This is a genomic window from Radiobacillus deserti (assembly GCF_007301515.1).
Lineage (GTDB): Bacteria > Bacillota > Bacilli > Bacillales > Amphibacillaceae > Radiobacillus > Radiobacillus deserti.
In genome coordinates, this window is record NZ_CP041666.1 from 2,548,660 (window position 1) to 2,565,860 (window position 17,201).

Here is a 17,201-nt window from a genome sequence, read left to right on the forward strand (position 1 = left end):
TTTCCCACCATTAGATTTTTGATGGTAAATACTCCGTATCTATCACTTCTTCTAGGATATGATGGCTTTTGGTTACTTTATATGCCTTTGCCGTCCTACGGGAAGATACGACTTTATACAAGTCAAGATCTACATAGTGTAACGCGACACCATCCTCCCTGCTATGCCTGGTTTCATACTGTTGAACATAATATGGGATTGATAGGATGGTCTTCGTTTAGCCTCTCCATCGTAATGCGGACAATTGCTCCCTTTAAGAAAACCTAGGCATGTAATAGGCTCTAATTCATCCCCGAAGGAGTCAGTCAAGCCTTGTTCAAACCAGCATATTGAACCAGCACTGATTCCAGCTAAGAGAACGCCATTTTCCCACGCTTCATACATAATGTGATCCATTCCCCATTCCTTCCACAAGGCTAAAAGATTCCTCGTGTTTCCACCTCCCACATAAATGATGTCTTGCTCCAGAAGAAAGCTTCTAAGATCCCTTGTTGGAGGCTTAAACAAAGACAAGTGAGTTGGGGTACAGGTGAATGCATGAAAGGATTGATAATATCTGGAAATATAGCTTTCTGAATCACCACTCGCCGTTGGAACGAAGCATACTTTAGGAGATGGTTGTTTAGATTGACTTAAAATATATTGATCTAATAATGGATTTTCTGGCTCCATGGAAAACCCACCACCACCTAGCGCAATAATCTGTTTCATATGGTCCCTCATTTCTTTAATTAATAATACAAAATCATCTACATCTTTCGCGCACATCTCCATCATAGTTTGAGACTTGGTTTCATAGCATTAGTACATTATTCATTTCATTAATCCTTTTTAAACGATGAGTATATAATACTATGATTCTCTTTAAACCAATATTTCCCTTTTTATTCCGCAAAAGAGAAGCACTAATCATAAGATCAGCGCTTCCTACCTTAAGTACAACAAAGAGTGAATTAATTTATATTAAGATTCCTTATATGTAGTTTTTACTACAATATCTTTTCTCCTAAACACACTCAGAACAAGTCCTAAGACAAAACAGTCGAAGGAGTTGGATAGTGGGCCGTAACTTATAAGCGGGAGTGAAATTCCTATAAAAGGCAATAGCCCTAGATTCATTCCTAAGTTATATAAAATCTTGCTTGCAAAGATGGAGATTCCACCTACTACCAAGAGTCTACCAAAGGAATCTCTAATAAGATTTTTAATTTTGACCAGTCGGTATAAGATGACACTTAACGTTACCACGATAAGACCAGCCACTATCCATCCATACTGGTACATAATGCTCAGAAATGCAAAGTCTGTGTGGGAAGACGGAATACTCCAGGCCTCTCCTATCCCGTTTCCAAACCAATGAGTGCCTTTTAAAATATCATCTATTAATTTGTACATATACTGGTCTGTCATCGATATATTTGGTTGTTGGAAAAATTGCATGAAAAAGTTCTTATTTACAAACATAGAAAAAGTAGCTACCACAACCGTTGGAAATCCCACAAATGTTTTCACTTTTTTACTCATGGCACTATTCCCAAGCCAGATTATAGAAAGAATCATAATGGTATAAATCATACTAGTCGCTCTATCTCCGATGATTGTGAAGAACATAAGTGGAATTGCTGCTAAAAGTGCTATGGATACCGGTTTCTTTATACGTTTACTCAAAAAAACAGACATACTGAGATAAAAGAATAAAATAGAATGAACCGTAGAAATCGAAAAGTGTAAAACCCTTAAATAGGGTAACCCATTAATTGTATGTGGTGTAAAGAGTAATAGAACTAAATAGATAATCCCTAATATATAAAAGGAAGGTGCGAATTTAGCTAGCTTAGTATAATCCAAAAACATAATGAAAAGCATCCCTATATAAATTCCTTGCTTCACAACGTAGAAGCTACCAAAGGGTTGGGAAAGGATTGGTAGAAAACTGAAACAAAACGTTAAAAATAGTAAGCCAATAATAACCCAATCGGTTTTTGGACGGTGCACTTTATTTAATTGAAGGCCTAGCTGAACAGGACTACCCATTTGCTTAACGGCCTGTTCTTCCGCTTCTTGCTCAGTCATTCCATCTTGCACAAGACGTTTTTGCTCTTCAGTTAGGTGGTGCTCTAATTCTTTCTCAACAAAAACCCGAGCGCTTTTTGCTTTTATATACCCTGCAACTGACTTTATAAAGTTTTCTCTCTGATTATTCAATTGCTACTCACCTCAACCCAAAGCCTTTTTATCAGAGATAACCTTTGCTTCTTATCCGTCAGCTTATTCAATAGCCTTGTACCATCTTGACTAATCTTATAGCGTTTTATATCTTCATCCCAGCATGCACCGATATATCCTTTTTGCTCCAGTTGATGTAAATGCGTGTAGAGGAATCCTTCTTGGTCTTCAAATGTTGTGATTCCTCGAGATCTTAACTGTTTTGCGAGCTCAAATCCAGTCTTCTCTGCTACAAGCAATTGTAAGATGGCAACAAGCATAACATGCTCATCCTCTTCGTGATTTTGTAATCGTTGGTGTACATTCTGCTTATGTTGTTCCGTAAACTCTAAATCTTGAAAAACGGTATGCTTCATTGCTTTCTTTAAGCCTTTTAAACGTTGGTCCATATTTACGACCCTCCTAACATTTCTTGTAATAAAGTTTTTGCTTTACGCATTCTCGTTTTAATCGTATTAATGTTCAGCTCCGTTACCTCTGCTATTTGTTTAAAAGTCATTTCTTCAAAGTAATGTAAGTAAATAAGTTCACGATATTTTGTAGGTAAGTTCATTACGACATCGACGAGCTCTTCCTCTTCGCTACGTTGAATAACCTCTTCTTCTGGCGTTGATTCTGTACTTTGAGGACTCTCAAACTTAGAGACCTGCACATTTCGGTTATACCAGCTTTTTAGATAATCTTTACAATGATTAATGGCTATTCTACACAACCACGTTTTCAATTTGGCATTCTTGTTATATGTATGAAGCTTGCGATAGCACTTAATAAAAATTTCTTGGGTTAGATCTTCCGATATCGCTCTATCTTTCACATAGGAGTACGTTAGCTGGAGAATATCTTGACCATACCGCCTCATAATCTCATCGATAACCAACTCTTTATCTTCGTTATGTAATTCTAACGTTATTGCCGCTTTTTCCACGTTTTTCACCTCCTATACATTAGACGACTCCACCTCATATTAGGTTTTAAAAAGTAAAAAAGCTCCCAAATCCTTAGGAGCTTCGAGCATTTATACTGTTAAACGTTCACTTCCCGGTGGTTCCTCTGTCACATACGTACTCGCAATAAAATCATGGATAGCTCGTTTATCTTCTCTTAACGCAACCATGAAGGCACTTACTATTATGCCTATCCCTAAAGTAAGTAAATAAATAATGCCCGCCACCAAAATTCTTAGCAGCATCGTTCCAATTCCAACATTACTACCGTCCATTTTTACTATGCGAATTTTTCTCGCTCTTTTTCCTACCGTGTAGCCATACCAACACAACGGTAATACTATATGGTAGACCAATCCCAACTCATCGATAATTCGGTATTTCATCGAATAAAACTCCCCATAGATGAGAAGACCGAGAAACCCAGTAGATATAAAAATTAAAAGTCCATCCACTAAACTTGCTACAAATCGCTCACTGAATCCCGCTGGATTTATAACACCCATGATAATCCCTCCCCATCTATTAATGATTGGATTGATAATAAATTAAAATATTTCTCATTACATACAAACCTAGAACGAAAAGAAAAAGGTACACGCCTACATAAAATACAATGATATACGCAGTGAATAGTCCTAAAACCATCAATCCCATAGAGGCAAAAAACATATACCTGATAACAATCTTAGAAATTTGTCCTACTTTTTCCCCCGCATAGCTTCTCAGAAGAAAACCTACTAGTGCACCTGTCAAAAAGAAAAGTACGAAATACATCAAATCACCTTTCCTTATATTGGAAGTATCCTTTATAGAATAACATAAGGACAAGGCCCTATGGACAAAAAAATACCATAACAAAAAAATTGTTATGATATTCGAATACCAATTCTATTCACCTGTTTCCGCAAACCGCTTAATGCGCTCTCCAATCTCGTCTCGAACACGCTGAAATACCGCCCACTTTTCTTCATCTGTTCCTTCCGCTTTAGCTGGGTCATCAAAGCCCCAATGCTCTCTTTTTACACTTGGTGGCGTCACAGGACATTTATCAGCAGCATCTCCACAAAGGGTTACAGCTAAGGTTGCATGATTTAAAATATCCGGATTGATGATATCAGAGGTTTGATTAGAGATATCAATCCCAACTTCGTACATCGCTTTTACTGCATTAGGATTTAGTCCATGTGCCTCAATGCCAGCGCTTTTCACTTGCCAGTCATCACCTAAATAGTGTTTCGCCCAGCCTTCCGCCATCTGACTACGACAAGAATTGCCTGTACATAAAAAGTAAATCGTTTTGTTAGCCATATAGTTTCGTCTCCTTTATTTATAAAAGTAACAAGGTCAGGTATAAACCAATTAACGTAATAAATAAGATTGGAATAGTTAATATAACTCCCGTTTTAAAATACGTTCCCCAAGAAATCTTTACACCCTTTTGAGATAGAACGTGGAGCCATAATAAAGTTGCCAACGACCCTATCGGTGTAATTTTCGGACCTAAGTCTGAACCAATCACATTCGCATATACTAATGCTTCCCTCACTACACCAGATGTACTCGTCTCTGCAATGGCCAAGGCATCAATCATAACCGTTGGCATATTGTTCATGATAGAGGATAAGATAGCCGCAATGAACCCCATCGCTATCGTGGCTACGAACAAACCTTGTTCCGCACATACTTGAATCAATGTGGCTAAGGCTTCCATTAAACCTGCATTTCTTAATCCATACACGACCACATACATCCCAATCGAGAAGAAGACAATCGCCCAAGGCGCACCTTTCACCACCGTTTTCGTATCCACTGCACTACTTTTTCTAGCCATAAGTAAGAAAAAGAGAGCAATGATTCCAGCAACAAAGGAAACAGGAACAGAAACGAATTCACTTATAAAATACCCTACTAACAATACTCCTAGCACATACCAAGAAAGCTGAAACATTTTTTTATCTTTAATCGCTTTTCCTGGATCTTTTAGTTGATTTGTTTCATAGGTTCGGGGAATACTTTTCCGAAAATAAATCAACAATACTGTAATGGTTGCTGCTAGAGAGAAAAGGTTCGGAACAATCATTCGAGTTGCATATTCGACAAAACCAATATCAAAAAAATCTGCGGATACAATATTCACTAAGTTACTTACCACTAATGGCAACGAAGTCGTATCCGCAATAAATCCACTAGCCATAATAAACGGAAATACCATTTTTTCATTAAAATTAAGATTGCGAACCATTGCTAAAACGATAGGAGTTAATATTAATGCTGCTCCATCATTTGCGAAAAAAGCGGCAACGATGGCCCCTAATATACTTACATACACAAACATCTTTATTCCATTACCTTTAGCAGCCCTAGCCATATGTAAGGCTGCCCATTCAAAGAATCCAATCTCATCCAATATTAAAGAAATTATAATTATGGCGATAAATGCTAATGTAGCGTTCCATACAATGCCTGTTACAACAGCAACGTCATGAAAACCTACCACACCTACCAATAATGCTAGAATTGCTCCTCCACATGCCGACCAACCAATTGATAGCCCTTTAGGCTGCCAAATGACTAATACTAGCGTAATCAAAAAGATTACGGATGCCAACACAATCTGTGACAATACTATTCCCTCCAAATTAACAGCACGTAATTCTAGTACCGTTTTCTTCTAATACTTTCAACCGTTCATCTTGATTAGGTAACTGTTCCAGGATTTGTTGAATAAAGGAATAATGCTCCTGTTCTTTGTTTAAGGAATAGAATATCCACTGGCCTCTTCTTTCTTCCTTTACAAGCCCGACATCTCTCAGTTTGCGAAGGTGCTGACTAATGGAAGGTTGGCTCATCTTAAACATCTCGACAAATTCACAAACACAACAATCATTCGTATCCAAAAGCTTTACCATCGTTAATCGCGTCTTGTCTCCCAACAATTTTAGAATCAACGCTGCGTTGTCCAAGCTTAAACTCGTTTGTAACAACTCAAACCCTCCCTCATCATACACTCCGTATATCACTATATAACTATTTACTTATATACACAATATATATGTCTTTGTTAAGAAATTGTAAATTATAACGATAGACCTTGAAACGGAACACAGACTAGTTTAAAGTTGGTATCGAATTTCGATATTGATTTTCGATACTACTACGAAGGTGATCATTTGGAAGATAAAGTATTACGAAAGTTATTTCTCGGATTTATCCACATTCATATTTTGCACCATGCACAAGAACATCCGATTTATGGAGTTTGGATGCTAGAGGAGCTTAGAGAACACGGCTATAACATAAGTTCCGGAACCCTTTATCCGATCCTCCACTCCATGGAATCAGACGGTCTTTTGTTAAGAGAGGAACGGAATGTGGGAGGAAAGATTAGAAAATATTACACCACAACAGACAAAGGGATGGACATCCTAGAAGAAGCAAGAAAAAAAGCTTATGAGCTTTTCAAAGAAATAAAAGACTAACAGGAGGTGAGGAGATGAAGGAAAACAAATCAACATGGAAAGTGTTACTAGAAATTTTATTTATATCTACTAGATTGGGGCTAACCTCCTTTGGTGGGCCAGTTGCTCACTTAGGTTATTTTCATACTGAATATATTCGTAGAAGAAAATGGATGGATGAAAAAAGCTATGCAGATTTAGTGGCACTATGTCAGTTCTTACCTGGACCAGCTAGTAGTCAAGTTGGAATTGGGATTGGGGTTATACGTGGCGGTGCATTAGGCGGCATTGTCTCTTTTATTGGATTCACCCTTCCATCTGTACTAGCACTTGTCATATTTGCCTTAATTTTAGAAGGCTTAGACGTAGCGGATGCAGGCTGGATTCACGGACTTAAAATCGTTGCCGTTGCAGTCGTTGCTCATGCTATCTTAGGAATGGCTCAAAAATTAACTCCTGATATTAAACGTAAAACATTAGCGCTACTAGCTCTCGTGGCAACATTACTATGGCAAACTGCTTTTACACAAGTTAGTGTCATTCTTGTTGCAGGTGTACTTGGGTACATCCTATACAAAGAACATGCGGATACGGAGGATGCAGGACTGCGAGTTCCAATCTCTAAAAAATTCGCTGGTTTTTGTTTAACCTTATTCTTTGGGTTATTAATTCTATTACCTATAGTACGAGAAGCTACTCAAATAGAATGGATCGCGATGTTCGATAGCTTTTACCGTTCTGGCTCTTTAGTATTTGGCGGCGGCCATTTCGTACTACCGTTGCTAGAACGTGAATTTGTTCCTACCGGTTGGCTTAGTGAGGAAGCATTCTTAGCTGGATACGGTGCTGCACAAGCGGTACCCGGACCTCTGTTCACGTTTGCCGCATATCTCGGGGCAGTGATGAATGGCTGGCAAGGTGGATTACTAGCTACTGTTGCTATCTTCCTACCTGCATTCCTTCTCATTTACGGGACCTTACCTTTTTGGGATGCACTCAGAAGAAATCCAAGTATCAAGGGAGCGCTGATGGGAGTGAATGCAGCCGTCATTGGAATTCTTATTTCCGCATTCTACCATCCCATCTGGACAAGTTCCATCCTGGCACCTATTGACTTTGCATTTGCTGCGGTACTGTTTAGTATGTTGGTGTATTGGAAGCTACCACCTTGGATCGTCGTTTTAACTGGAGCAATTGGTGGAGCAGTGATTTCTTTATATTAATTAAAAAAGTGGCTATCCATATCCTGGTTAGCCACTTTCTGCTTTACACGACTAAAAACCCTTATGAGCACCACGCTATTGTTCCCCCAAAACTGTTCGTATTCGTTCATTTTGCTCCTGCTTATCTACGTATTCAAAAAAACCGATTCGATTGCCCCAAGGATCAGTACATGTCCCCCACTTGACAGGAACTTCTGGTCTAGAATAAATCTCGAAGTCTGTAATCTCAAGTTCTTCCATTAATCTACCCTTTTCCACTTCGATATCCGTCACTCCAAAACGTAGTGGACCGCCCCCCTCAATCGGATTTCCTTCCGCAACCTGTAACCAACAACCCGGAATGATTTCCCATTCGGCAAATCCATCATGTGGAACAAAATCCGGCTCTCTTTTAAATAAGACTTTATACCATGCTTGTCCCTTTTCCATATCTGTGACCCGAACTTGTATCGTCATTTCAAAAATCATCTGATTTTCCCTCCTGTGTCTTAACACGTTCGCTAACCCTATTAAAAATTCCTTTTTTCTTACATTTTTTTACACTATTTTTGGTACAATGGTTTTATTACGCGTCCGGACAATAAAATAAAAACTTTTATGCAAGGAGGAAAATCATGAAACGGAACTATGTGATTATCAGTTCATTCCTTATTCTTATAGTATTTGGAGTCATTTGGTATCTTGCTTTCGCTGACCAACAAAGAGCACAAGCAGCCTATGAAGATATAAGTGAAGTATTATCACAACAGCATGATGATATAGTAACTACATCCTATGGAGTAAAAGATAAACAAATAGAAGTTAAGCTATCGGATAAAGCATCCTCCACTACTAGAGAAAATGTCCAACAATTTATTGAGAAGGAACTAAAAGATAGAAAGTTGGATGATATTACCGTGTCCGTTGAAATCGTGAATTCAGACCAACAAGAAAAAGAAACAACATGGATGTCTCCTGTACCAAACATAGATACGGAATTAAAAAGGAAGGGCGTAAACTACGCTGGTATATCCATTGATTGGAATCCAAAACCACTTACCTACTATATAAATACTGCCTTTACGAATACTGCTTCCGACAAAGAAGAAGCAAGGGGATGGCTGTGACTAGTGAACAAAATCATCGTCTCTCATAAGGTACCTGACACACTTGATGTGGTGAAATCTATGCAATTATCGTGAGAGATAAAGATCATGACATCCTATTGCAGGAATCGTATGAACGTGAAAAAACAGAATAACTGGGTTCTTTAAATTATTGTAATGAATAAGAGCTGAATGGAGTCTTTACGACACAGGAAAGGAACTACATGATGAGAAAAAGAAAAAAACTTAAAAAACTAATTCTAGCAATTCTAATAGGTGGATTTTCTTGGTTTCTAATTCATACATCCTATATTTTACTAGATGGATTCAAGGATGAGTTAGATAAAGTAGATACGGCGGTTGTACTAGGAAATAAAGTAAACGAAGATGGAACACCGGCTAATCGATTAAGGGCAAGATTAGATCGGACTGTCGAGCTATATAATCAAGGCTATTTCCCAACCATTATAGTAAGTGGTGGTGTTGGGAAAGAAGGTTTTGATGAAGCAAAAGTGATGAAAGATTACTTAGTAGATAACGGTATTCCAGAGAACGTTATAACGGAAGACAGTGATGGGTATAACACTCATATGACAGCAGAAAATACGAAATCTATCATGAAGGAACAAAACCTAAATAGTGCCATGATAATTACGCAATATTTTCATATTACAAGAACAAAGCTAGCCTTCTATCAGCTAGGACTCAAACAGGTATCGTCCGCAAAGGCAGACATTTTTGAGTTCCGAGATATTTATTCCATATTTCGTGAATTTCCTGCTTTTTATAAGTACTTGTTCAGCTATTCATGAAAATGATTCGTGCCTCTTCCCCCCCTATTCTTGTGATAATAAATAACGATGAGTACGAATCCACCTGGCATTCACGGTAATTAATATTAGTACAGAAATACGTAACTATCTTCTTTGACATTACTCACTTACCCTATTTTCACATAAGTATTGTAAAAACAGAAAACACATTACAGAGTACAATCAAGAATAAAATGGCTAAAAAAAGAAATGATGGCACCCATTAGGATAAATACAAGTAGGTTTTCCATTCGAAAGCTAGCATTTGTAATGGCGTTAAGGATTAGATAAGAAATAATTAATATTGGGAAAATGATACCATCCATCATTAAAAAACTTTTTGCTTTAGGGTAATATTCATAAACCTACCTCCCTCGTTTCGTTAACTTTCTGTCAAACTCCTCCTGGTTAATCGTTATTATTTTTTTCGAGCAATTCAATAATTCTATCTAATTTTTCCTCGATTCGATTGGAATCGTGTTGATAATAATTAACCTTAGGTGGACGCACAAAAAATGATCCGACTCCATAAAAAATAAAAGCTATTAACGCCACAATTAACATAAAAAACAACAAAAACCAACCGAAAGAACTTATCATTTCCATTCAAATGTCCCACTCTCTTTTGAGTTTGTTTCTTCTATATTACCATTAATTCCCTTTTGGTTGAAGGGAATAAAAAGGTACTGGATGTATCCAGTACCACATTACTACTCTAATTCTATTCTAATCGGATCCATCTGAATCGGTTCTTCATTAGCACTTAACGTACCAAATGGGACAACTACTGAATAATCTTCGATCTTGAATTGCTGTTTATCCTTTACATGAAATGTTGACTGGTAGTGTAACGTGTTCTGATTTATCAATCTTGCTTGGTCACTTCTAATCTTGTATTTAAGCATTTTTTCTATATCTAGTTCTCCACGTTCATCCTTCTGAATCCTGTTTGAATCAATCAACATAATGAAATCTGCGAAGTTTTGAAGGATATCCTCTCTTATCGAACCTTTTTCCACATTCTTTATGTTGTAATCTAAGATTACGGTTTGACCTTCTCGCTCCATCTTATTGACTTTAATGGCATACTCAAACCTTTCACTTTCTACATAAAACGGAGTTAGTTGATTCAAGGTCTTCACCACATCTTTATCCCCTTTTACAATTTCAGGTTGGATGATTAAATACTTAGCATCCTCACTTATGCCACTACTGAACAGTTCTTGGTTCTCCTTCACTACAGATTTTTTTCCTACCTTTGATTGGAGTACTCTAGGGTTAAATTTAGCTAATCGATTTCCTATGTTGTCAGAAACTGAAATACGTATCTCATCATTTTCTCCAGTTAGTGGAAAAATTGTTTGGTAGTTAAATATTGTAGTGGCTTTTCCTTTTACTATAGACTTCATTTTTAACGAATAATCATTTTGTTTACTCTTTGCTTCGGAACGGATGATTTCGGATGGAATCTTTTCAACTGGAACATCAAATTTCCAAATTCCTTTTACACCAGTGATATTATTGAAAGTTAAAGGTAACGTATAATCATCCGTTAAATATAAATCAGGGTCATAAAATTCTATCGAGGCAACATATCCATCCTTCGTTTTCGTTAATTGTGTCATCGTAGATTCCCATTGACTTTGTTCTTTCCCATCGAAAAGGTGAAAGCCGTATCCAACCTCAGGTGCGTGATTTCCATCATAATCTAAGGATACTTTTTCACCATTAGCACGAAACGTAACACCAATTACATTTCCGTCAAAATATGCACTGGTTATGGTTATATATATCCCATTACTCGAAGCTGTTTTGTCTAGTTGCGCTACCAGGTCACTTTCCAATAATTCGTAACCAATTTGCAATCCGACCTTATCATAAATAGAGCCAAGTAAAGGTATATAAGATAGAGCATACGAAAGCGGGGCGAACACAAACCCAGCAGCCAAAAAAAAGATGACTACACTTGATAAAATGGACATGCATATCTTCATTTTTCTTTTTGGTTTGGAACCGCTATACTGTCTACCACGCTTAATCCCTTTATCTATTGCCGTAAATATATCGGTCATTGGCACTTCTATCTCTTGTAGTTCTTCCCTAATACGCTCCTTGTTCACGAAAATCCCCTCCCTCTAATTTTTTTCTCAATTCCAACTTCGCACGACGCAAATAGGTTTTGATGGTATTTTCCGGTTTTTCCATTGTCCGAGCTATATCATAAATTGGTAAATCCTGATAATAGAATAAAATAATGACGGTTCGATAATCACTATTCAAGCTTGAAATGGCGTTAATTAAATCCATTTTCCCTTCCATACTCATTCTTCGGTTTTCATCGGGACTTTCTAGTAAAGTATCGTCCAAAACAATTTTCTTCCGTTTTTTTAATATATCGAAGGACGTTCTAATTAAAATTTTCGTGAGCCACGTATTAAAATACTCTGGTTTCTCGACTTGATTAACGGAGATATAGGCCTTATAAATAGTCTCCTGAAGTACGTCTAAAGCATCTTCTTTATTACGCACATACAGAAATGCAGTTTTATACAATTTTTCACTTTGACTCTTTACAAGCTCTTCAAAGGCTTTCTCATTTCCAGCAATTGCTTTTTTAACTAACAATATCTGTTCCATGCATTTCCCTCCTTTCATACGTTAGAGGAACCATAGTATGAAAAAGTTTCAACTAATTTTTATTAACGACATAGTTAGGAAATTTATAATCAGTTACTCTTTATTTTACATCAATAGTTAAGGGGGATAACTTGAACAAATCCATTGCGATTGTGAGCTTTTTTCTGTTTTTCAGCGTGTTAGTGGGATGTACGGACGAATCCATGGAGATTGTTGTACCAGATGAGGAAGAAACCATTCAAGACGATAATCATATTAAAGCTATAAAGAATTTATTGAGCAACCTAGAGTACTTAACAAGGGAGAAATTAATAAGGCATCCAACATACGGACGCATTCAGATAAGAATTGGGATTTACGATTTTCTTTTCATAGGAAGAATTACTTCGTTTCAAGAGAAGCAAGCATTATTAAGAAAAAATGAAGATACCTTTTTGCTAGCTAATAGAAGGCAACTAGAAAAACATGAGATAAGGAGAAATCTATTAAAATGAGTGGATTGGAAATATTATGGTAAAATGAAAATATAGTACTAAAAAGGTGGGTATTTAAGATGATAATGAAACAATTACAGCAGGCAATGGATTATAAAAAAGCAATGATTACACATTTTGCGGACTTAAAGGAACAACTACACAATGGTGAAATCACCAATGAAGCTATCGCAAACAAATCAGGTAGACTCATCATACATACTCCTTCCGCCATGCTAGAAGGTAAAGTCAACTTATTCGATACGGAAGAACAACTTGAACGAAGCTTCTTTGAATTTGGACTTGATGAATTTGGAAAGGAATTGGAACAGCTTTCCCCTGAAATGCATGGCTTTAACATCACCGCTCCAATCCATATGAAAGACGTTACTATCCGACCTTTATCTAATCCTAATGAATGTACAAACATGAATGAAATGGTGGTCTTTTCGAATCAAATTGTTGGTATGTCTATTTCGATGGAGTGAATGTAGTTCCCATCACTTTGGTTTAATTGGTTACCTTACCATATGAGATGAATAATAACCAAAGAGGGTTCTACTCGTATCCCTATAGTTTTTCTTGAAAATTTAAGGATGCCTTCAGGTCTTTTATATGATCCGAAAACTCTTCTTCCGTTAATTTACTTACATTCTCTGTTAGTTGTTGTTGCATTTTGGTGAAGTCTTTCTTTATTATATTTAGTCGTTTTATATCTTGATTGTTTAAGCTATCAGTTTGAACTGTATGTATCGTTTTATCGATGGCAATGGAATAGCCTTCTAATAGATGATATAAGTCTAACCCGTCAGAATTTTCATGATTACTTCTGTGAAATGTTGTGATACTTAAAGCATTCTCTATGTTAATTTTGACCTCATAGAGGTCATTCAGTAGCTTGTCTTTCTGGTTGTTTTGCGTCGATAGAACTTTCCCAATATAAAATATGGCAGAGTCTAAATAATCTACTGAAATATGATTTAGTACGAGTTCTCTATCCTTTTCTAATATTGACTTTTGCTTTTGGTAGTAATGAATGGTTGACCATACTAAAACACAAATGGTTAAGCCGAGCCCAATATTGAAAATTATTTTCTTCATTTTAACACCTCGTAAAGTTTCAATAGAATTATATTCTTACGTATTTAGCAAATTATCATTTGATCATTACGCAATAATAACTGGAAATTATATGTTAACATCATTTTAGGTTGATATCTAATACACGAAATACTTAGGAGAAATGAAAAAAATCCTTATTGCTATTTTTGTAATACTAGTCATTGTCCTTGTTTATTATTTTACCAATGAGAAGTGGGAAAAGGAAAAGGAAGCAATATTTGGTATCTATGATAAGCTATGGGCAATGGAGGACGAAATAGTTTCTACTTCCTATCACAATAATGAACTTTCCATAGGAGTGTCTGATCAAGTAACAAAAGCTAGAATAAAAGAAATCAAGGAGGAGATTCAAACACAACTCACAGAAAGAGGGATAATGTCTCAATTAGCATATCTTTAAGCAATCCTCCTGAAAACCAGACTATGGTCAGCTTTTTTAACCAAAAGATGCAAATCATGCATGAGAGAGAAGAACATTTCACGTACGAACTCATCTATACTAGACAGAACATTGTTAATCAAGATGATGGGATAGTCATTTTCAATGAGCACAATAATCAAGGCGAGCAAATCTTTATAGCCTACTTAGAAAAAAACAATAACCATGGAACTGGAAACAGACACTTGGTGCAGAATGGGATCTCCGACTAATTGGTCTTCCATGAACACGGAACCTTTTATCTATTTCGGAGCGATTCAGACTGAAGTCGAACCAGAAATCTATGTAGGAGAAAAACGAGCAACAGTCCTAACAGTTGAACAGGATAAGAAATTCTGGTTTACGATAAGTCCGGTTAAAGAAGCAAAAGTAACTACAGTTAACGAAGATGGAACGAGGGAAACTCTCGAAGAAATCGAAATTTAATAACCCTATGTCTATCACTAGTTTTACAGGAAACATTTCTAGTTTATATTGCGAGGGGACAGTCTATGAGCAGCATCTTTCAGGATGGTAAAGTAAGGTATCTGACCGTGTGGACATTCATCTTATTCATTGTCTTCATGTTAATATGGACATTCAGCCCAGTAAAACAGTTACCACAAGCGTTTAGTACGAGGTTGCTGATTATCCTTACTCTTTATATTACACCAATCATCTGGTTTTCTCTCTTATTGAGGAGACATGGAATCCCTTTAAGAAGATTGTTTAGAAAACCGATTCCCATCAAGATTAGGACCGGGATTGCATCCGTCATTATGACGATGTTATTCGGACTTGGAATGCTATTATTCGTTATAGTCGCTTTAACCCATATTCTTGGACAAACTACTCAAGAAACATCATCCACTTCCAATGAGACAATTTCTCTATGGGTTATTATCTTCAAGCTATTATCATTAGTATTCATTGCGCCGATATGCGAGGAGATTGTTTTTAGAGGGTATCTATTTGGACGAGTGGCTTATAAATACGGAACATCTAAAGGAATACTAATATCTTCGTTTATCTTTGGAGCGCTCCATTTAGATAATCTATTTGGCGCAACAATGTTTGGCATCATTCTGTGTATTATGTATGTTAAAACGAAAAGCTTAGTAATCCCAATTTTACTACATATTAGTTTTAATGGGATTGTCGCTTTTAGAGATATTAGTCTACTGATAGATTCTGGAACTAAAGGAACACCACTTCCTTCGATAATGTCCATTATTCTTGGGGCGACTACCTTAACAGCTGTTGGACTATTTTGGATTGTACCTTTTCTTAAAAAACATTGGAATTTTGCGATCAAAGAAGGATACCCATCCATTGCTAATCCGAGCTATGAAAAACGTTAGAAAAGGAAGGCTCCCTATAGTTAGTGCTAATGTATTTCTTTATAAAGCTCACTGAAGCCATTAGCTCCCATCTTATCGGAATCCTTGCCCTTAACCTGCTTTAATGTCGCTACAATTAGAAAGCTAACAATCACTAACAACAGCCATGAACTCACCTTACCTAGGTGAACGAGGCTCCATGCTTCCCTTTGATTCGGATATTCCCATGCAGCAAAGTATGTGGCAATATTTTCTGCTATCCAAATAAAAAATCCAATAAGCACAAACGATAGAGAAAGTGGCATTCGGTATGGAGTCTTGTTAATCTCGTAAATAACCCAGGATTTCCAAAATACGATAAGAACTAACCCCGACAATATCCAACGAATGTCTACCCAGTAGTGATGGGTGAAAAAGTTAAGATAAATCGAAGCTGCAAGCGGAACAACGATTACATAGGGTGGCCAACTTATTAATTCGACCTTCAACCTTCTCCACGCTTGGCAGAGATAGCTTGCAACACTTGCATACATGAAACCACTATATAGAGGTACCCCAAGTATTTTTGAATATCCTTCTTCTGGATAAGACCAAGACCCCATGTGCACTTTGAATAGTTCGAGTGCAAGACCGATAACGTGGAACACCGAAATGACCTTGAGCTCATCGCGTGTTTCAATTCCCGATCGTACCATCCACCACTGCATGAGAAGACAAATAATGAGCAACCAATCATATCGAGGCAGAATAGGAAGTGAGATAAGTTTTGTTACGGCTAAAGAAGCAAATATAACCACCGGAAATAAACAGGACAAGGCCTGTTCCCATCCGAATCTTACAAGCTGTTTTAATGCTCTCACTGTTCATACCTCCAATTTTATTCCAATTAAATATTAATATATTTATTATTGTTTTTCAATAAAAATATATTAATTATAGTTAAATAAATATCGTTTGAGTGAAACAGCACTCATCTTATGAGGAATGCTTAAACATCACTTCATATTTATCAATCATGTTTGGATAAGAACTTTCTTACCTCTGAATAAACATTCCAAGTGGACTTAGATGATAGGATAAATAGTAGGAGGTGAAATCATTGGATAACCTATCCTATAACTTTAATCAATTAAGTGGAAGGCTAGGGGATATCGCCGATCGAATTTCCTCCGAGTCTACAGACATTTCAGAAGAGATTTCAAGCTTGACCAGTGCCTTAAACACCACGAATTACTTACTTGGTGCACTAATCTTTTTAGTAGCTGTTTATACGGTTATTTCATTATAAAATGCGAAAAAAATAAAGAAAGAATGAGGCTAGGACAAAAGGATAGTAAGCAATGAAAAAACGAACTAATAATAATTAGTGCCTATACCCCGCTCCGGAAATATACTACGCTTTCTGCGGGCGTCTGGTGAGCCTTCTCGTGCTGACGTACTGTGGGGTCTCACCGATGCCT

23 protein-coding genes and 1 pseudogene are annotated in these 17,201 nt (G+C 36.9%); 10 read left to right on the plus strand and 14 right to left on the minus strand.

All coding sequences use genetic code 11. The features are described from left to right. Positions 1 to 10: 10 nt before the first annotated feature. From FN924_RS13500 to FN924_RS13540, 8 genes and pseudogenes are all read right to left on the minus strand, one after another. Positions 11 to 711 (minus strand): annotated as a pseudogene (locus FN924_RS13500) (Type 1 glutamine amidotransferase-like domain-containing protein). A 252-nt stretch (positions 712 to 963) separates the two neighbouring features. Next, positions 964 to 2,205 (minus strand): FtsW/RodA/SpoVE family cell cycle protein, encoded by a 1,242-nt coding sequence (locus tag FN924_RS13505; protein ID WP_143895334.1) that lies wholly within the window; start codon positions 2,203 to 2,205, stop codon positions 964 to 966. Further along, entirely contained in the window at positions 2,202 to 2,615 is a 414-nt protein-coding gene (locus FN924_RS13510; RefSeq protein WP_143895336.1) for a PadR family transcriptional regulator, read from the minus strand. Before FN924_RS13510 ends, FN924_RS13505 begins: the two co-directional genes overlap by 4 nt. 2 nt (positions 2,616 to 2,617) lie before the next feature. Beyond that, the gene (locus FN924_RS13515) at positions 2,618 to 3,151 is read right to left on the minus strand and encodes a sigma-70 family RNA polymerase sigma factor (protein WP_267128993.1); all 534 of its coding nucleotides are present in this window, start codon (positions 3,149 to 3,151) and stop codon (positions 2,618 to 2,620) included. A gap of 90 nt (positions 3,152 to 3,241) precedes the next feature. Then, the gene (locus FN924_RS13520; protein ID WP_143895338.1) at positions 3,242 to 3,676 is read right to left on the minus strand and encodes an RDD family protein; all 435 of its coding nucleotides are present in this window, start codon (positions 3,674 to 3,676) and stop codon (positions 3,242 to 3,244) included. Between the two features lie 385 nt (positions 3,677 to 4,061). Beyond that, on the minus strand, positions 4,062 to 4,481 hold the full coding sequence (gene arsC, locus FN924_RS13530) for an arsenate reductase (thioredoxin) (protein ID WP_143895342.1): 420 nt from the start codon (positions 4,479 to 4,481) through the stop codon (positions 4,062 to 4,064). 19 nt (positions 4,482 to 4,500) lie between these two features. Then, a complete protein-coding gene (locus tag FN924_RS13535) occupies positions 4,501 to 5,796 on the minus strand; it encodes an arsenic transporter (protein ID WP_143895344.1) in 1,296 nt (431 codons plus the stop codon). A 16-nt stretch (positions 5,797 to 5,812) separates the two neighbouring features. Next, positions 5,813 to 6,157 (minus strand): ArsR/SmtB family transcription factor, encoded by a 345-nt coding sequence (locus FN924_RS13540; protein ID WP_143895346.1) that lies wholly within the window; start codon positions 6,155 to 6,157, stop codon positions 5,813 to 5,815. A 186-nt stretch (positions 6,158 to 6,343) separates the two neighbouring features. Here FN924_RS13540 and FN924_RS13545 point away from each other — a divergent pair, with 186 nt between their 5' ends. Continuing rightward, entirely contained in the window at positions 6,344 to 6,652 is a 309-nt protein-coding gene (locus FN924_RS13545) for a PadR family transcriptional regulator (RefSeq protein ID WP_143897223.1), read from the plus strand. A 14-nt stretch (positions 6,653 to 6,666) separates the two neighbouring features. Next, positions 6,667 to 7,854, plus strand: coding sequence for a chromate efflux transporter (gene chrA / locus FN924_RS13550; RefSeq protein WP_143895348.1), 1,188 nt, complete (start codon positions 6,667 to 6,669; stop codon positions 7,852 to 7,854). A gap of 75 nt (positions 7,855 to 7,929) precedes the next feature. Here chrA and FN924_RS13555 read toward each other — a convergent pair whose 3' ends face one another. Next, positions 7,930 to 8,322: a VOC family protein gene (locus FN924_RS13555; protein WP_143895350.1), complete on the minus strand. Its 393-nt coding sequence runs from the start codon at positions 8,320 to 8,322 to the stop codon at positions 7,930 to 7,932. 146 nt (positions 8,323 to 8,468) lie between these two features. On the opposite strand from FN924_RS13555, the gene FN924_RS13560 reads away from it, so the two are divergent. Next, positions 8,469 to 8,960, plus strand: coding sequence for a hypothetical protein (locus FN924_RS13560; protein WP_143895352.1), 492 nt, complete (start codon positions 8,469 to 8,471; stop codon positions 8,958 to 8,960). Positions 8,961 to 9,163: 203 nt separating this feature from the next. Beyond that, on the plus strand, positions 9,164 to 9,751 hold the full coding sequence (locus tag FN924_RS13565) for a YdcF family protein (RefSeq protein ID WP_228409448.1): 588 nt from the start codon (positions 9,164 to 9,166) through the stop codon (positions 9,749 to 9,751). Between the two features lie 408 nt (positions 9,752 to 10,159). On the opposite strand, the gene FN924_RS13570 is transcribed toward FN924_RS13565, so the two are convergent. The 3 genes from FN924_RS13570 to FN924_RS13580 form a co-directional block, all read right to left on the minus strand. Further along, positions 10,160 to 10,357, minus strand: coding sequence for a DUF4083 family protein (locus FN924_RS13570; RefSeq protein WP_143895354.1), 198 nt, complete (start codon positions 10,355 to 10,357; stop codon positions 10,160 to 10,162). Positions 10,358 to 10,461: 104 nt separating this feature from the next. Beyond that, complete coding sequence (locus tag FN924_RS13575) at positions 10,462 to 11,871, minus strand: DUF4179 domain-containing protein (protein WP_143895356.1); 1,410 nt, start codon at positions 11,869 to 11,871, stop codon at positions 10,462 to 10,464. Next, positions 11,852 to 12,388: a sigma-70 family RNA polymerase sigma factor gene (locus FN924_RS13580; protein WP_143895358.1), complete on the minus strand. Its 537-nt coding sequence runs from the start codon at positions 12,386 to 12,388 to the stop codon at positions 11,852 to 11,854. Before FN924_RS13580 ends, FN924_RS13575 begins: the two co-directional genes overlap by 20 nt. 131 nt (positions 12,389 to 12,519) lie before the next feature. Between FN924_RS13580 and FN924_RS13585 the strand changes: the two genes are divergently transcribed. After that, positions 12,520 to 12,882, plus strand: coding sequence for a hypothetical protein (locus tag FN924_RS13585; RefSeq protein ID WP_143895360.1), 363 nt, complete (start codon positions 12,520 to 12,522; stop codon positions 12,880 to 12,882). Between the two features lie 59 nt (positions 12,883 to 12,941). Next, the gene (locus FN924_RS13590; protein WP_143895362.1) at positions 12,942 to 13,349 is read left to right on the plus strand and encodes a hypothetical protein; all 408 of its coding nucleotides are present in this window, start codon (positions 12,942 to 12,944) and stop codon (positions 13,347 to 13,349) included. 82 nt (positions 13,350 to 13,431) lie between these two features. Here FN924_RS13590 and FN924_RS13595 read toward each other — a convergent pair whose 3' ends face one another. Then, positions 13,432 to 13,962 carry a hypothetical protein gene (locus FN924_RS13595; protein ID WP_143895364.1) on the minus strand — a complete coding sequence of 177 codons (531 nt, stop codon included), beginning with the start codon at positions 13,960 to 13,962 and terminating at the stop codon, positions 13,432 to 13,434. 142 nt (positions 13,963 to 14,104) lie between these two features. Between FN924_RS13595 and FN924_RS13600 the strand changes: the two genes are divergently transcribed. From FN924_RS13600 to FN924_RS13615, 3 genes are all read left to right on the plus strand, one after another. Next, positions 14,105 to 14,383: a hypothetical protein gene (locus FN924_RS13600; protein ID WP_143895366.1), complete on the plus strand. Its 279-nt coding sequence runs from the start codon at positions 14,105 to 14,107 to the stop codon at positions 14,381 to 14,383. Between the two features lie 261 nt (positions 14,384 to 14,644). Next, positions 14,645 to 14,848 carry a hypothetical protein gene (locus FN924_RS13610; protein WP_143895370.1) on the plus strand — a complete coding sequence of 68 codons (204 nt, stop codon included), beginning with the start codon at positions 14,645 to 14,647 and terminating at the stop codon, positions 14,846 to 14,848. 65 nt (positions 14,849 to 14,913) lie between these two features. Continuing rightward, positions 14,914 to 15,762 carry a type II CAAX endopeptidase family protein gene (locus FN924_RS13615; RefSeq protein WP_143895372.1) on the plus strand — a complete coding sequence of 283 codons (849 nt, stop codon included), beginning with the start codon at positions 14,914 to 14,916 and terminating at the stop codon, positions 15,760 to 15,762. A gap of 26 nt (positions 15,763 to 15,788) precedes the next feature. Here FN924_RS13615 and FN924_RS13620 read toward each other — a convergent pair whose 3' ends face one another. Next, complete coding sequence (locus tag FN924_RS13620) at positions 15,789 to 16,601, minus strand: DUF817 domain-containing protein (protein WP_143895374.1); 813 nt, start codon at positions 16,599 to 16,601, stop codon at positions 15,789 to 15,791. Positions 16,602 to 16,840: 239 nt separating this feature from the next. Here FN924_RS13620 and FN924_RS13625 point away from each other — a divergent pair, with 239 nt between their 5' ends. Further along, positions 16,841 to 17,029 carry a hypothetical protein gene (locus FN924_RS13625; protein WP_143895376.1) on the plus strand — a complete coding sequence of 63 codons (189 nt, stop codon included), beginning with the start codon at positions 16,841 to 16,843 and terminating at the stop codon, positions 17,027 to 17,029. The last annotated feature ends 172 nt before the right edge of the window (positions 17,030 to 17,201 follow it).

What these genes read in the sequence shown, in the direction of transcription:
- FN924_RS13510 (WP_143895336.1), bottom strand. Translation starts at nt 2,615, where the DNA reads ATGGACCAACGTTTAAAAGGCTTAAAGAAAGCAATGAAGCATACCGTT.
- FN924_RS13520 (WP_143895338.1), bottom strand. Translation starts at nt 3,676, where the DNA reads ATGGGTGTTATAAATCCAGCGGGATTCAGTGAGCGATTTGTAGCAAGT.
- arsC (WP_143895342.1), bottom strand. Translation starts at nt 4,481, where the DNA reads ATGGCTAACAAAACGATTTACTTTTTATGTACAGGCAATTCTTGTCGT.
- chrA (WP_143895348.1), top strand. Translation starts at nt 6,667, where the DNA reads ATGAAGGAAAACAAATCAACATGGAAAGTGTTACTAGAAATTTTATTT.
- FN924_RS13555 (WP_143895350.1), bottom strand. Translation starts at nt 8,322, where the DNA reads ATGATTTTTGAAATGACGATACAAGTTCGGGTCACAGATATGGAAAAG.
- FN924_RS13560 (WP_143895352.1), top strand. Translation starts at nt 8,469, where the DNA reads ATGAAACGGAACTATGTGATTATCAGTTCATTCCTTATTCTTATAGTA.
- FN924_RS13565 (WP_228409448.1), top strand. Translation starts at nt 9,164, where the DNA reads ATGATGAGAAAAAGAAAAAAACTTAAAAAACTAATTCTAGCAATTCTA.
- FN924_RS13570 (WP_143895354.1), bottom strand. Translation starts at nt 10,357, where the DNA reads ATGGAAATGATAAGTTCTTTCGGTTGGTTTTTGTTGTTTTTTATGTTA.
- FN924_RS13580 (WP_143895358.1), bottom strand. Translation starts at nt 12,388, where the DNA reads ATGGAACAGATATTGTTAGTTAAAAAAGCAATTGCTGGAAATGAGAAA.
- FN924_RS13590 (WP_143895362.1), top strand. Translation starts at nt 12,942, where the DNA reads ATGATAATGAAACAATTACAGCAGGCAATGGATTATAAAAAAGCAATG.
- FN924_RS13595 (WP_143895364.1), bottom strand. Translation starts at nt 13,962, where the DNA reads ATGAAGAAAATAATTTTCAATATTGGGCTCGGCTTAACCATTTGTGTT.
- FN924_RS13600 (WP_143895366.1), top strand. Translation starts at nt 14,105, where the DNA reads ATGAAAAAAATCCTTATTGCTATTTTTGTAATACTAGTCATTGTCCTT.
- FN924_RS13610 (WP_143895370.1), top strand. Translation starts at nt 14,645, where the DNA reads ATGAACACGGAACCTTTTATCTATTTCGGAGCGATTCAGACTGAAGTC.
- FN924_RS13615 (WP_143895372.1), top strand. Translation starts at nt 14,914, where the DNA reads ATGAGCAGCATCTTTCAGGATGGTAAAGTAAGGTATCTGACCGTGTGG.